5 protein-coding genes are annotated in these 16,116 nt (G+C 70.3%); 2 read left to right on the top strand and 3 right to left on the bottom strand.

All coding sequences use genetic code 11. The features are described from left to right. Both AC1DU4_RS24610 and AC1DU4_RS24605 read left to right on the top strand, forming a co-directional pair. The coding region (locus tag AC1DU4_RS24610) for an amino acid adenylation domain-containing protein (protein ID WP_477844347.1) at positions 1-12,900 on the top strand (12,900 nt) is incomplete at its 5' end. Positions 12,901-13,004: 104 nt separating this feature from the next. Next, the gene (locus AC1DU4_RS24605) at positions 13,005-14,033 is read left to right on the top strand and encodes an alpha/beta hydrolase (protein WP_477844345.1); all 1,029 of its coding nucleotides are present in this window, start codon (positions 13,005-13,007) and stop codon (positions 14,031-14,033) included. A gap of 27 nt (positions 14,034-14,060) precedes the next feature. Here the strand turns inward: AC1DU4_RS24605 and AC1DU4_RS24600 are convergent, their stop codons facing one another. The 3 genes from AC1DU4_RS24600 to AC1DU4_RS24590 form a co-directional block, all read right to left on the bottom strand. Then, positions 14,061-14,570: an N-acetyltransferase family protein gene (locus tag AC1DU4_RS24600; protein WP_477844343.1), complete on the bottom strand. Its 510-nt coding sequence runs from the start codon at positions 14,568-14,570 to the stop codon at positions 14,061-14,063. A gap of 31 nt (positions 14,571-14,601) precedes the next feature. After that, positions 14,602-15,276: a hypothetical protein gene (locus AC1DU4_RS24595; protein WP_477844341.1), complete on the bottom strand. Its 675-nt coding sequence runs from the start codon at positions 15,274-15,276 to the stop codon at positions 14,602-14,604. Positions 15,277-15,441: 165 nt separating this feature from the next. Further along, positions 15,442-16,077 (bottom strand): DUF2461 domain-containing protein, encoded by a 636-nt coding sequence (locus AC1DU4_RS24590; protein ID WP_477844349.1) that lies wholly within the window; start codon positions 16,075-16,077, stop codon positions 15,442-15,444. Positions 16,078-16,116 lie beyond the last annotated feature (39 nt).

Genomic DNA, 16,116 nt, shown 5'->3' with positions numbered 1-16,116 from the left:
CTGGCGCAGGTGGTTGTCGAGCAGTCGGTGACGACGATGCACTTCGTGCCGTCGATGCTGGCGGTGTTCGTGGCGGAGCCGTCGGCGGTGGAATGCGCGACGTTGCGGCAGGTGTTCGCGTCGGGTGAGGCGTTGCCGGCGGAGACCGCGGCGCGGTTGCGGGAGATCCTGCCGGCGGTGCGGTTGCACAACCTGTACGGGCCGACGGAGGCCGCGGTGGACGTGACGTTCCACGAGGTGACCGCGGCGGACGAGGTGGGTGTGCCGATCGGTGCGCCGGTGTGGAACACGCAGGTGTTCGTGTTGGACGGGCGCTTGTGTCCGGTGCCGGTGGGTGTGGCGGGGGAGTTGTACCTGGGTGGTGTGCAGTTGGCGCGGGGGTATGTCGGTCGGTCTGATCTGACGGCGGATCGGTTTGTGGCGAGTCCGTTTGTTCCCGGTGCGCGGTTGTATCGCACGGGTGACTTGTTGTGCTGGAACGGTTCCGGGGAGCTGGAGTATCTGGSGCGTACGGATTTTCAGGTGAAGTTRCGGGGGCAGCGGATCGAGTTGGGGGAGATCGAGGCGGCGTTGYTGCGTCACCCGGGGGTGGCGCAGGCGGTGGTGGTGCTGCGCGGTGACGGGTCGCGTGGTGACCATCTCGCGGGGTATGTGGTGCCGGCGGCGGGGGTGCGGTTGGAGGTGCGGGGGGTTCTCGGGTCGGTGGCGGCTCGGTTGCCGGGGTACATGGTGCCTGCGGTGGTCACGGTGCTTGCTGGGTTGCCGGTGACGGTGAACGGGAAGCTCGACCGAAAGGCCCTGCCTGAAACGGAATTCACTGCCACCGCGTACCGCGCCCCGGCCACGCCCACAGAGCAGGCGGTCGCCAGGGCCTTCGCCGACGTCACCGGCGCCGAACGCGTCGGTGCGGACGACAGCTTCTTCGATCTCGGCGGCGACTCGCTCAGCGCCGCCCGGGCGGTGGCACGCATCAGCAGTGCACTCGACACGAATCTGGGTGTGGCCGCGTTCTTCGACGCGCCGGTGGTGTCCGACCTGGCCGCCGCGATCGAGTCGACCACGACGACGAGTTCCACCGCGCCGGTGCTCACCGCCGGGCCCCTCATTTCAAGGTCCCTCATCTCGAGCTCGAGGCCCGATCGGATTCCACTCTCGCTCGCGCAGCAGCGCATGTGGTTCGTCAACCAGTTCGACACCTCCTCGCCGGCGTACAACGTCCCGGTCGCCCTGCAGTTGGACGGGACGGTGGACGTCGAGGCGCTGCAAGCGGCGCTCGGTGACGTCACGGAGCGGCACGAGGCGCTGCGAACCGTGTTTCCCGGCTCCGCCGCCGGACCCCGACAGGTGATCCTCGACCCGACCGTCGGCGTACCCGACCTACGCCCGGTACCCGTTGCGGAACACGAACTTCGAGACACGCTCACCGGCTTCTTCGGAACGGGATTCGACGTCTCCGACGAGCTTCCGATCCGGGTCAGGTTGCTCAGGCTCGACCATGATCGGCACGTCCTGGCCATCGTGGTGCACCACATCGCGGCCGACGGCTTCTCGATGACACCGCTGGCACGGGACGTGATGGTGGCCTACACGGCGCGAACCCAGCAGCGGGCGCCCGACTGGGCGCCGCTCCCCGTGCAGTACGCCGACTACAGCCTCTGGCAGCGGGAGGCACTGGGCACCGAGTTTCTGAACACACGGGCGCAGCCCGATTCGGTGATGTCCGGTCAGCTGGACTACTGGACCCGGACGCTGTCGGGCGTCCCCGCGGTGCTGGCGCTGCCGTTGGACCGGCCGCGGCCGGTGCAGCGGTCCTTCGACGGCGAGGTTGTCGCGTTCGAGATCTCGCCGTCCGTGCATCATGCACTGACCGACCTTGCACGCCAGAGTCATTCGACGGTGTTCATGGTGGTGCACGCGGCGTTCGCGGTGCTGCTGGCCAGGTTGTCGGGATCGGACGACGTGGTGGTGGGGACGCCGATCGCGGGCCGCGGCCACGCCGAACTCGACGACATGGTGGGGATGTTCGTCAACACGCTGGTGCTGCGCACCCCGGTGGCGGCGAGATCGTCGTTCGCCGGCGTGCTCGCCGAGGTGCGGTCGGCGGACCTCGGTGCGTTCGAGCACTCGCAAATGCCCTTCGAGCGGCTGGTGGACGAACTCGCACCCGACCGGTCCACCGCGCACACCCCGCTGTTCCAGGTGATGCTCGAATTCCAGAACGCCACCCGTACGCGCCTCGAACTGGCAGGGCTGACCGCCCGGTCGCTCGACGTCGACCTGGCGGTGGCGAAATTCGACCTGCAGCTGAGCCTCGCTGAGCGGGTCGACGAGGACGGGGCGCCGGCGGGGATCGGTGCCGGCTTCCGTTACGCCACAGATGTGTTCGACCGGCGGTCGGTCGAGGCCTTCGCGGAGCGGTTCACGCGGGTGGTCGAGGCCGTGACCGTGGACCCGGCCGTGCCCGTGGGCGACATCGACATCCTGCGTGCCGCTGAACGCGAGTTCCTGCTCCGCTCGGCCCACCGCCGGGGAACCGACGTCGCCGCGGTGTCGTTGGCGGACCTGTTCGACCGGTCGGTGGCATCGGCCGGCGACGCCGTCGCGGTGCGCTGCGACGGTGCATCAGAGACCTACCGGGAACTCGACCGGCGGGCGAACCGGCTCGCGAGACTGTTGGTGGCACAGGGGGTGGGCCCGGAAACGCTGGTGGCCGTGGGCATGACGCGGTCGATCGACTTGGTGGTGGCGCTGCTGGCGGTGGTGAAGTCGGGTGCCGGTTACCTCCCGGTGGACGTGGGCTCACCGGCGGAGCGGCTGACCTACCTGTTCGGCGATGCCCGGCCGAGGTGTGTGCTCACCACGACCGCGGACGCTCAGGCGGTCGGCATCGGTGAGGTCCCGGTGGTGGTCGTGGACGATCCGGAGACCTTGACCGCGCTGCGGCGCTTCTCGCCTCTGCCCGTGACCGACGTGGACCGGAGGCGTCCGCTGCGGCCGGACTCGGTGGCGTACGTCATCTACACCTCCGGTTCGACCGGGCGGCCGAAGGGCGTGGCGGTCACGCATCGCAACGTGGTCGCGTTGCTGGCGAACACGCAGTCGTTGTTCGGGTTCGGGCCGGCCGACGTGTGGACGATGTTCCATTCCGCCGCCTTCGACTTCTCGGTGTGGGAGATGTGGGGCGCGCTCGCACACGGCGGCCGGCTGGTGCTGGTGGACTACTTCACCGTGCGCACACCCGAGAGGTTCCTCGAGCTCCTGCGCGACGAACACGTCACGGTCGTCAATCAGACCCCCACCGCCTTCTACCAGTTGGCGGAGGCGGATCGTCTCGCCGACGGTCCCGGACTGTGCCTGCGCTACGTGATCCTCGGCGGGGAGGCACTCGACTTCGGGCAGCTGGCACGCTGGCACGCGCGCCGGGGCTACTCGGCGCCGGCGCTGGTCAACATGTACGGCATCACGGAGACGACGGTGCATGTCAGCCATCTGCCGATCGACCCGGACCGTGACAGCGCGGAGTCCGCATCGGTGATCGGCCGGGGGCTGCCCGGGCTGCGGGTCCACGTGCTCGACGGACGCCTGCATCCGGTGCCGCCCGGCGTGGTCGGGGAGATGTACGTCTCCGGGGTGCAGCTCTCGCGCGGGTATCTCGGGCGGCCCGAACTCACATCCACGCGATTCGTCGCGGACCCCTACGCCCCAGGCTCGCGGATGTACCGGTCCGGGGACCTGGGCCGGTGGAACGGGCACGGACAGCTGGAGTACCTGGGCCGCAACGACCTCCAGGTGCAGGTGAAGGGCTACCGAATCGAAGTCGGGGAGGTGGAGACGGCCCTGCTCGCGTGCGAGGGGGTGGCGCAGGCGGCGGTGACGGTGCGCGCGGATCCGGTGCTGGGGGATCGACTGGTGGGGTACGTGGTGCCGCAGACCGGCCTCGCGACCGACCCCACCGTGCTCATTGATGCGGTCGCGCAGCGGCTGGCGCCGCACATGGTTCCGGCCGCGGTGGTGGTTCTCGACACGCTGCCGCTGACGGTGAACGGCAAACTCGACCGGAAGGCGCTGCCCGAACCGGACTTCGGGCAGCGGGCGACCGCCGGCCGCAGCCCGGTCGGCGAGCGGGAACGTATCCTCGCCGACCTGGTCGCGGAGGTCCTCGGCCTCGACTCGGTCGGCGTCGACGACTCGTTCTTCGCCATCGGCGGCGATTCGATCATGTCCATCCAGTTGGTCACCCGTGCGAAGGCGGCCGGGATCCTGATCTCGCCCCGCGACGTGTTTGAGCGTAAGACCGTTGCGGGACTGGCCGAGGTGGCCGAGTCGGGTGAGGAGGGCATCCTCCTCGACGAACTGCCCGGTGGCGGAGTCGGGGAGATACCGCTGACACCGATCGCGACGTGGATGCTCGGCCGCGGTGGGGACTTCCGTCGCTATGCGCAGTCCGCACTGTTCACCGTTCCCGCGGCGTTGGACGAAGCCACCCTGGCGCGGGCGGTGCAGGCCGTGCTGGACCGGCACGACCTCCTCCGGGCGCGGCTGCGGCGCACCGCCGGTGCCGAGCGGGGCTGGTCGATGGAGGCGCGAGCCGAAGGGTCGGTGCGGGCGGCCACGGTGCTCCGCCGCGCCCGGACGGGCGATGTCGGCGCCGAACTCGACGCCGCGCTCGACCGTCTCGACCCGCAGTCGGGCGTGATGATGCAGGCGGTGTGGCTCGACGCGGGCGACGGTCCGGGCCGGCTGCTGATCACCGTTCATCATCTGGCGATCGACGGTGTGTCCTGGCGGATCCTGATGCCGGACCTCGCCACGGCGTACGCACAACTGCGGGCCGGCAAACCGGCGACGCTGGAGCCGACCGGGACCTCGATGCGCCGGTGGGCGTACGCCCTCACCGACGCCGCACGGGAACCCCAGCGATCCGCCGAAGTCGAACTGTGGCAACGGATGCTGGACACGCCGGATCCGGCACTGGGGTCGCGTCCGGTGGCGGCGTCGGACACCGCTGCCACCACGGCGGACGTCCAGGTGCGAGTTCCCGCCGCGTTGACCGAGACGATTCTGACGACCGTGCCGCGGGCATTCCACGCGGGCGTGGGGGACGGGCTGTTGACGGCGCTGGCCATGGCCCTGATCCGGTGGCGGCGCCGCCGCGGGGTCGACCTCGCCGAGGCGCTCGTGAGTCTCGAGGGGCACGGCCGCGAAGAGCAGGTGGCCCCGGGGACGGATCTCGCCCGGACCGTCGGATGGTTCACCACCATCTTCCCGGTTCGACTCGAGCTGAGCGGTGTGGACCTCGACGACGCGTTCGCCGGGGGACCGTCAGCGGGGGACGCGATGAAGGCGGTCAAGGAGCAGCTCCTCGCCGTTCCCGACCACGGCATCGGTTTCGGGCTGCTCCGGTACCTGAACAGCGGGAGCGCCCAGGCGCTTGCGTCGCGGCCGCTGCCCCAGGTCAGCTTCAACTACCTCGGCAGGCTGGCCCGGAATGCCGCCGCGTCCGAGGAGGAGTGGTCGCCGATCGAGGAACCCGGACTGCGCGGGGCATCGAGGGCCGCGATGCCCGTCGCGGCCGTCGTCGACGTCAACGCGCTGACCGCCGACACCGATGACGGGCCCCGGCTGAGATCCACGTGGACGTACCCGCCGGGTGTCCTGCAACGGGAGGACGTGGAGGAGCTCGCGCAGCTGTGGATGGCGGCGCTCGCCGGGCTCGGCGCCCACGCCGAGTCGGGCGGCGGCGGGTTCACGCCGTCGGACTTCGATCTCGTCGACCTTCGCCAGGATGCGCTCGAGGCACTGGAGAGCCGCTGCCGCGACCTGACCGATGTGTGGCCGCTCTCGCCCCTGCAGGCCGGCATGCTCTTCCACGCCGAGCTGGCCGACGAGTCCGTCGACGCCTACCTGGTGCAGGTGAGCCTCGACCTCGTCGGCGTGGTGGACCCGCCTCGCCTGCGGCGCGCCACCGACGCCCTGCTGGACCGGCACGCGAACCTGCGGGTCGCCTTCCTACGCGACCCCGGGGGCAACGCGGTTCAAGTTGTCCGGCACCGGGTGCGGGCGCCCTGGACCGAGGTCGACCTGACCGCCCTCGACGACAGTGCGGCGGAGTCGGAGTTTCAGCGCCTGCTGGCGCAGGACCGGGTCCGCCCGTTCGACATGGCGAGCGCCCCGCTGATCCGGTTCATGCTGATCGCGACCGCGCCGAACCGGTACCGGCTGGTGTCGACCAACCATCACATCGTGCTCGACGGCTGGTCGATGCCACTGCTGGTCAAGGAGTTGCTGACGCTCTACGCCACCGACGCCGACCCGTCTGCGCTGCCAAGGGTGCGCGGGTACCGCGACTACCTGGCGTGGCTGACGAACCGCGATGACGGCGCCGCCACGCAGGCGTGGGCTCTGGCCCTCGCCGGGGTGGAGGGTCCGACGTTGCTCACCCCGGCGGACCGAGGCCGGCGGCTGTCCACGATCACCCAGGAGTGGGTGTTCGACCTGGACGAGGAGCGCACCACCCGCCTGCGCGTGCTCGCACGGTCACGCGGACTGACCGTCAACACCCTCGTGCAGGTGTCGTGGGGGATCGTGCTCGCCGCGTTGACCGGTCGCGACGACGTGGTGTTCGGTGCCATCGTCTCGGGACGTCCGCCCGAGCTGGCCGGCATCGAGACGATGATCGGACTGTTCATCAACACCCTGCCCGTCCGGATCAGGCTGCGCCCCGGCGAGACGGTGGGCGCCCTGCTCGAACGCGTGCAGGCCGAGCAGACGGCGTTGTTGGATCACCACTACACCGGACTGGCCGAGATCTCGAGCTCCGCGGGGCCGGAGGTCGGATTCGACACATTGACCGTGTTCGAGTCGTATCCCGTTGACCGCGAAGGGCTCTCGACCGACACCGACATCGCCGGGATGCGTGTCGACGGGGTGCAGGCGCGCGACGCCGCCCACTACCCGCTGAGTCTGGTGGCGTCCGTCGACTCTCGGCTGCGCCTGAAATTCGAGTACCTGCCCGACATCTTCGACGTCGACACCGTCGACGGCATCGCCGGGCGCGTGCTGCGGGTGCTCGACGCCTGTGCCCGCCCGGACCGGCCGCTGGCCGCGCTGTCGCTGCTGACGGACCGAGAACGCGCCGACCTCGTTCCGGTCCGCGGCGGTCCCGGCGGGTCGACCCGCACCCTGCCGCAGATACTCGCCGAGGCGGCGGCGCTCGACCCGGACGCGACCGCGCTGTCCTACCTCCACGAGGACGTGAGCTACCGCGACCTGGACGAGCGGTCGAATCGTCTTGCCCGCGCACTCCTCGCGCGGGGTGTGGGCCCGGAGACCTTCGTCGCCATCGGGATACCGCGGTCCGTCGACTCGGTGCGCGGGGTGTGGGCGGTGGCCAAGACGGGGGCGGCCTTCGTCCCGATCGACCCGAACTACCCCGACGAGCGGGTCGTCCACATGCTCCTCGACTCCGGGGCGAGAATCGGCGTGACCACGGCCGAACACCGGGACCGGCTACCGGATGCCGCACGCTGGCTGGTCCTCGACGATCCCGACTTCGTGAGCGAAAGCGCTCGGCATTCCGCCGGGCCGGTGACCGATGCCAATCGAACCGGTCCGGTCCTGCTGGACACCGCCGCGTACGTCGTCTACACCTCGGGTTCGACGGGCCGGCCCAAGGGTGTGGTGGTGACCCACCGCGGACTCGACAACTTCGCCCGGGACCAACTCGAACGCTTCGGGGCAACTCCGAGGTCTCGCACCCTGCACTTCTCCACGCCGAGTTTCGACGGGTCGGTGTTCGAGTACCTGCAGGCCTTCGGCGCCGGCGCGACGATGGTGATCGCGCCGCCAACCGTATTCGGCGGCGAGGACCTCGCGCGGCTGCTGGCCGAGCGGGAGGTCACCCACGCCTTCATCACCACCGCGGCGCTGGCATCGGTCGATCCTGTTGGGCTCGAACATCTCTCGGAGGTGGTGTTCGGAGGTGAGGCGTGCCCACCCGAACTCGTGGCCCGCTGGGCCGCGCCCGGTGCAGGGGAGCGCCGGTTGTACAACGCCTACGGGCCGACCGAGACGACGGTGATGTCCAACATCAGCGAACCGATGGTCGCGGGCGCGCCGATCACGGTCGGCGGGCCCATCCGCGGTGTGCGGGAACTGGTGCTCGACACCAGACTTCAGCCGGTCCCCGTGGGAGTTCCGGGCGAGTTGTACCTCGCCGGGGTGGGTCTGGCCCGCGGCTACCACCGCAGGCCGGCACTGACCGCCGAACGGTTCGTGGCCGATCCCTCCAGCCCCGGGACGAGGATGTACCGCACCGGCGACATCGTGCGGTGGGCGGCGGAGGGGAGCGTCGAGTACGTGGGCCGCAGCGACTTCCAGGTGAAGGTGCGCGGGTTCCGCGTCGAACTCGGCGAGATCGACGCCACGCTCATGTCGGAGCCGAACGTCGGGTTTGCCGCCACACTCGCGGACCGGGGCGCGGCGGGCGACACCCTGCTGGCGTCCTATGTGGTACCGACGTCGGGCCGGTCCCTCGACACCGCCGAACTCGCCCGACGACTGGCGGACCGGTTGCCGTCGCACATGGTGCCCGCCTCGATCACGGTGCTCGACCACATTCCCCTGACGGCGGTCGGCAAGCTGGACCGCACGGCACTGCCGAAACCCGACCTCCTTTCCCGGACAGGGCAGTACCGGCCGCCGAGCGGTCCGGTCGAGGAGGCCGTGGCAGACGTCTTCGCGGAGGTGCTGGGCCTTGCTAGGGTCGGTGTCGACGCCGGGTTCTTCGACCTCGGCGGCAATTCCCTGAGCGCCACCAGGGTGATGGCGCGACTGCGGGCGTCGCTGGGCACCGGCTGCGGGGTGCGCGACCTGTTCGAGGCGCCCACGGTCGCATCGTTGGCCGCCCGGATCGGGCACGGCGGTGCGCGCACGTCCGAACGTCCGGTGCTCGCGGCCCGCACCCGGCCCGAGGACATTCCGCTGTCGTTCGCGCAGCAGCGGATGTGGTTCGTCAACCAGTTCGACACCGCCTCGGCCGCATACAACATCCCGATCGTGGTGCGACTCGGCGGTGAACTCGATGTGCGAGCGTTGAACTCGGCGCTCGCCGATGTCGTCGCCCGGCACGAGTCGTTGCGCACGGTGTTCCCGGTCCGCGGGAACTGGCCGGTCCAGCAGATACTGCCGGCCGAGGCTGCCGCGCCCTCCCTGGTCCCCGTCCACGTCTCCGGCGAGCGCGGGTTGCGGTCGGAGCTGGCCCGGCTGGTCTCGGCCGGTTTCGATGTCACAGCGGGGATTCCGCTGCGGGCCGGACTGTTCTCACTCGACCCCGTCGAGCACGTCCTCGCCGTCGTGGTTCATCACATCTCGGCAGACGGGTTCTCGATGGTGCCGCTGGTGCGTGACGTGATGACGGCCTACGGTGCCCGCGTCCGCGGCGGCGAGCCCGATTGGGCGCCGCTGCCGGTGCAGTACGCCGACTACTCCCTGTGGCAGCGGGAGCTGCTGGGCTCGGCCGACGACCCCCAGTCGTTGCTCTCCGGTCAACTCGACTACTGGACGACCGCGCTGGCGGAGATGCCGGATCTCCTCGAACTCCCCACCGACCGAGACCGTCCCGCCCAGCAGACCTTCCGCGGTGCGCGCATCCACTTCACCGTCGACCGGGACCTTCACCGACGCATCAGGGAGCTGTCGAGAAGTCTTCGCTGCACCGAGTTCATGACCGCGCACGCCGCCCTGGCGCTACTGCTCAGTCGGCTCGGCGGCACCCCGGACGTGGCCGTCGGCACCCCGATCGCCGGCCGGGGCGAGCCCGCCCTCGACGATCTGGTCGGCATGTTCGTGGGCACCCTCGCCCTGCGCACACAGGTGGACGCCGCCGGGTCGTTCACCGCCCTGGCGGCGCACTGCCGCGAGGTCGACCTCGCGGCCTTCGCGCACGCAGAGGTCCCCTTCGAGCGGGTGGTGGAGGCGATCGGGCCGGCTCGTTCGACGGCGTACTCGCCGATTGTCCAGGTGTCACTGGAATTTCAGAACAACGAGCGACCGGTCCTGGCCCTGCCGGGGCTCGAGGTCCACGCGGTCGACCCCGAACTCGACGTGGTCAAGGTCGATCTCGAATTCATCCTGGCGGAGGAGTTCGATGCCGGCGGTGCGCCGGCCGGGATGACCGGCGCCGTCGACTACGCCACCGACCTCTTCGACGCCGACACCGTCGAAGGGTTCGCCGACCGGTTCGTGCGGATCCTCGACGCGGTGACCGAGAACCCTGACCGGCCGGTCGGGGACCTCCCACTTCTCGGCGAGATGGAGCTTCGCGAGATGGTGCCGGCACACGGGGCGCCGGAGGTGTGCCCGCAGCGCTTGCCCGACCTACTGACGGCGGCCGCCGCACTGGACCCGAATGCGGTGGCCCTGTCCTACGAAGACCGGCGGATCAGCTACCGCGAGCTCGACGAGTGGTCCAACCGGCTGGCGCGGGTCCTGCGCGACCGCGGGGCGGGACCGGAGACCTTCGTGGCGCTGGGAATGACCCGGTCGATCGAGGACGTGGTCGCGATCTGGGCGGTGACCAAGGCCGGGGCGGCCTTCGTGCCCGTCGATCCGGCCTACCCCCGTGATCGCATCGACTACATGCTCACCGACTGCCGGGCCGCACTCGGGCTCACCGTGAGTGGCCGCCGGAGCAACCTGCCCGACACCGTGGAGTGGCTGGTGCTCGACGGCGAGGACTTCGCCGAGCGGGTGGCGGCGATGCCGTCGGCGCCGGTCACCGACGAGGACCGGACGACTCCGCTGTACCTCGCGCACCCGGCGTATCTCATCTACACATCCGGCTCGACGGGACGGCCGAAGGGGGTGACCGTCACGCACCGGGGCCTGGCCAACTTCACCGCGGAAACTCGTGAACGCTTCCAGGTCGCCCACGACTCCCGGGTGTCGCAGCTGGCCTCCCCGAGTTTCGATGCGTCGGTGTTCGAGCTGATGATGGCGTTCAGCGCGTCGGCCCGGGTCGTCATCGTCCCGCCCACGGTCTACGGCGGCAGTGAGCTGGCGGATCTGCTTCGTCGCGAACAGGTGACCCACGCGACCATCACGCCGACCGCGCTGGCGGCGCTGGGTGACGACGGGCTCGACGCCTTGCGTGTCCTCGACCTGGTGGGTGAGGCCTCCCCGCCGGAGGTGGTCGCGCAGTGGGCGCCCGGCCGGAGCCTGCACAGCGGATACGGGCCCACGGAGACCACCGTCCAGGCGAGTGTCAGCGCCCCCATGCGTCCCGGCGAGGACGTGAACATCGGTTCGCCCGCACTGGGATTCGGGTTCCTGGTCCTCGACGAGCGACTGCAGCCCGTCCCGGTGGGGGTGCCCGGCGAGTTGTACATCACCGGGCCGGGCATGGCTCGCGGGTACCACAACCGGGCGGCGCTCACCGCGGATCGCTTCGTGTCCTGCCCCTTCGGCGAGCCGGGCGGCCGGATGTACCGGACGGGTGACGTGGTGCGGTGGCATGCCAACCACACGCTCGAGTACATCGGCCGGAGCGACTTCCAGGTGAAGGTGCGTGGCTTCCGCATCGAACTCGGGGAGATCGACGCGGTGCTCACCCGCCATCCGGCGGTCGACTTCGCCGCCACCGTGGGGTACACCGGCCCGTCCGGCCACACCGTGCTCGCCTCGTACGTGCGGACCGTCGGCGGGCGGGAGGTGGAGCCCGCGGAACTGCGCACCTACGCGGCGGAGCGACTGCCCGCGCACATGGTGCCGTCCGCGGTGACGGTCCTCGACCGGATTCCGATGACCCCGGTGGGCAAGCTCGACCGGAAGGCGTTGCCCGCGCCCGAGTTCGGTTCCACGGCCGCCGAGTTCCGGGCCCCGGTCACGGAGGCCGAGCACACCGTCGTCGACGTCTTCGCGGACGTGCTCGGGCTGGATCGGGTGGGCACCGCCGACAGCTTCTTCGACCTCGGTGGGACCTCCCTGGTCGCCACCAGGATCGTCGGCGCGCTGCAGGCCCGGCTGGACCGGCGGGTCCCGCTGCAATGGCTGTTCCTCGACCCCACCCCGGCAGGCCTGGCCAGACGCCTCGACACCCCGGCGCGGAGTGTCGAGGCGGAAGCGGCCCTGGCCGTGGTGATTCCGCTGCGCGCGCAGGGGAGCGGGCCGCCGTTGTTCTGCGTGCATCCGGGGATCGGGCTGTCCTGGGGTTACGCCGGGCTGATGCGGTACCTGCCGCCGGACCGACCCGCCTACGGACTGCAGTTGCCCACGATCAGCGGTGACGGTGAGTACCGGTCGATCGAACAACTCGCCCGCCGCTACGTCGAGGAGATCCGGGGCATCGCGCCCACCGGCCCGTACCACCTGCTCGGCTGGTCGCTCGGCGGGGTCATCGCGCACGCCGTGGCCGTCGAACTGCAGAGCGCCGGCGAAGAAGTCGCCACCCTGGCCGTGATGGACAGTTACCCTGACGACGGCGAGGACCCGCCGCCGCGCCGGCTGGAGGTACGGGACCTCCTGCGCGGGCTGGGGCTCGAGACCGACACCGGCGGCGAGCTGACCTACGAACGGGCCGCGCACCTGATCGACGAGTCGTTCGGGGCCGAGACCGGAGTGCGGGGGCGAGACCTCGAGCGGATCGCCGCGGGATACGAGAACTCGACGCGGCTCGCACACCACTTCGTCCCCAGGGTGTACGACGGGGACCTGCTCGTCTTCCCGGCCACGCGTGACGGGGACGGCGCGACCCGGGCGCGGTCGGCGAACGAGTGGCGCCCGCTCGTGACCGGCCGGATCGACGAGCAACCCGTGGACTGCGGGCACAACGAGATGATCGAACCGCAGGCACTGGCGATCATCGGGCCCGCGCTGGCCCGCGCACTCTCGGCGGGTACGTGAACTTTGCTCGTGGGGGTGGTGTTTTCCGGTTACCCTCAGAGGGATTGTTCTTCAGCATCACCGAACCGCCGTCGGGCATCGCAGTCAAAGTGCGAGGAGCGACCATGAACGCGATCGGACACTGCCGGACCATCCTCGTCGTTGCCGTCATCGCCGCGTCGAGCCTCTTCGGGGGGGTGGCGTCGGCGGACGCGTGGCGAACCCTCCCAGCCGAGAAACCTGCATCGGCAGACGGATCCGTCCTCGACCACGTCGAAGAGGTCGGCGACCGTCAGCTGAACATGTACGTCTACTCGGCAGCGATGGAGAAGGTGATCCTGCTCGAGGTGATCCGCCCCGCGGATCCCAGCGTGCCCCGTCCGACGCTGTACCTGCTCAACGGTGCCGGTGGCGGCGAGGACACGGCAACCTGGCAGGCCAAGACCGATGTGGTCGGCTTCTTCGCCGACAAGAACGTCAACGTCGTCACCCCGGTCGGCGGCGCCTACAGCTACTACACCGACTGGGAGAAGCCCGATCCCGTCCTCGGCCTCAACAAGTGGACCACCTTCTTCACCGAGGAACTTCCCCCGATCGTCGACGCCACGCTCGAGACGACCGGGGTCAACGCCATCGCGGGACTGTCGATGTCGGGGACTTCCGTCCTGAGCCTGGCCCAGGCCGCCCCCAAGTTGTATCGCACGGTCGGCGCCTTCAGCGGGTGCGCCGAGACCAGCACCGCGCCCGGCCGCGACTACGTCAACTTCGTCGTCGGCTTCCGCGGCGGAGACGTCGCGAACATGTGGGGACCGCCCGACAGTCCGGACTGGGTGGCCAACGACCCCGTCGTCAACGCCGAGAAGTTGCGCGGTATGAACCTGTACATCACCAACGGCACCGGGCTGCCCGGCCCCCACGAGACCCTCGAGGCACCGGGCGTCAACGGAGACCCGGGCGTCCTGGCCAACCAGGTGATCGTGGGCGGAGTCATCGAGGCGGGCACCAACGAGTGCACGCATCGGCTGGCCGACAGGTTGAATGCGCTGGGAATCCCGGCCACCTACGACTTCCGGCCCACCGGCACCCACTCGTGGGGCTACTGGCAGGACGACCTGCACAACTCCTGGCCCATGATCGCCGACTCGCTCAACTGATTCGCAGCTGGCCGGACCGGCCGACGGCTACTCCGGCGGCGTCTCGACGGGCAGCGTCAGCTGCATGATCGTCAGGTCCAGCCAGCGGCCGAACTTGACGCCGACCTCCGGCATCTGCGCGACGACGCGGAAGCCGAACCGTTCGTGCAGTGCGATGGACGTGGTGTTGGTCGACTCGATGTTCGCCACCACGGCGTGCACCCGGCCGGCGCGGGCGCGCTCGATCAGCTCCGCCATCAGCGCCTTCGCGATGCCCTTGCGGTGGTGGTCGACGTGCACGTACACCGAGTTCTCCACGGTGTGCCGGTACCCGCTCTTGGTGCGCCACGTCCCGTACGACGCGTACCCGGCCACCTTGTCGCGGTCGACCGCGACAAGCACGGGGAATCCGGACGCCTGTCGCCCCTCGAGCCACGCGCGCCGGTCCTCGACGTCCACCGTCTCCTCGTCCCACACGGCCGTGGAGTTGCGCACGGCCTCGTTGTGGATCTCGAGGATGCCCGGCAGGTCGTCGTAGCCGGCGTCGCGGATCAGCATGGGGCGTAGGTCATCTCAGGTGCCCGTCGGCTCAGTTGCTCAGGCCGCGGCGGGTCTTCTCCAGCGCGGCCAGCATGCGCAGGATCGAGGTCTTCTGGTTGCCGAGGTCGGCGAGGCGGGCCCGGGCGGCGAGCCCCTGGCCGGTCTCCGCGACCGTGATCTGCTCGTCGATCGAGGAGAGCTGGTCCAGCAGTCCGGTGACGCGAGCCTCGAGCGTGGCCAGGTCCACCGTCGTGGTCGCCGACGCAGCCGGCGTCTTGGTGGCCCCGGAGGTCGACGCAGACGCGCCGGTGGCGGTGGACCGGGGTGCGGCCGTGCGGCGGGCCGGTGCGGCCGTCTCGGCGACCACAGCGGCCGCACGCGGACGCAGGGCCTTGCGCACGAGCGCCGGGTCCGGCGGGTTCTGCAGGCGGGTGCCGTTCAACGCGGCGCGCGCGTCGCGAGCGGTGACGCGCCACTCGCGCTCCTCCTCGTCGTCGGACTGCAGCGTGCCGCCGAGCGGGCGCAGACCGTACATCCCGAGGAAGCGTCGCGCGCCTTCGATGATCTCCTCGTTCGTGCGGCAGGTGCCGCAGCGCGGCTCGTTGCGGTAGGTCTCCACCGAGTCGTCGTCACCGCACCAGACGCAGGCGCCGGGAACCCAACGTCGGGCCGCCTGCATCGTCGTGGTTCCGGCCGGGACATCGAGAGTCTGCGCGTCAATCACAGCGCATGACAATAGGGCAGAGCGCGACGGCGCACGACACCGGATCGTTACGAACCTGCATTTCTCCGTTCCAGCGTGATCAATCTCATGGTCACCGCCCCGGCGGCGAGGACTCATAGCGCACAAACGGTTGTCGCGCAAGAAGATTCCGGGCGGTCTGTACCGCTACGACGGATCGCCGAGCACGTCCGACGACCACTCCACGAGCGGCGTCAGCGCCGCCCAGGCGGCGGCCACCTCGGTGGCCGCGCGGGTGGTGGCGAGCCACTCCGGGGCGCCGAACGTGCGGCCCGCGGTGAGGGAGCGGTGGCGCAGGAGGTCGATCCGCGGATGGTCGGCGGCGAAGCCCCGCGGCTGCGTCTTGAGTCGGTCACCGCCGATCTCGAATCTCGCGGTGCGGAGGTCGGCGGTGATGCGCTCGAGTTGCCCGCCGCGCAGCGCCCCGTCGACCGCGGCGCGGTACCGGGCGACCCGGTCGGGGGTGTGCTGGTAGAAGCCGCCCGCGACGAAGAGCCCGGATGCGTCGACCTGGACGTAGTAGCCGAGGCCGGAGCGGACGTCGACGAAGCCGCCCTGGTGGGTCTTGTAGGGGGTCTTGTCCTTCGAGAACCGGACGTCGCGGTACGGCCGGAAGACCTTGCCGGCCCCGAACTGTGGCTCGAGTTCGGCGAGCAGTTCGGTCATCGGCGCGCGGACGCACTCGTCGTAGACCGCCTTGTGCGCGGTCCACCAACTCTTGCTGTTGTCCGCCTCGAGGTCCTCGTAGAAGTCGAGTGCCGCGACGGGAAATCCTGTGAACACCACAGGGAAAGGCTAACGCTCGTGCGCGTTTGACGGGTC

The sequence above is a fragment of the Rhodococcus sp. P4_F5 genome (assembly GCF_056401315.1).
The sequence above is the reverse complement of the archived record's forward strand: the minus strand, read 5'-3'. Positions and strand labels throughout refer to the sequence as shown.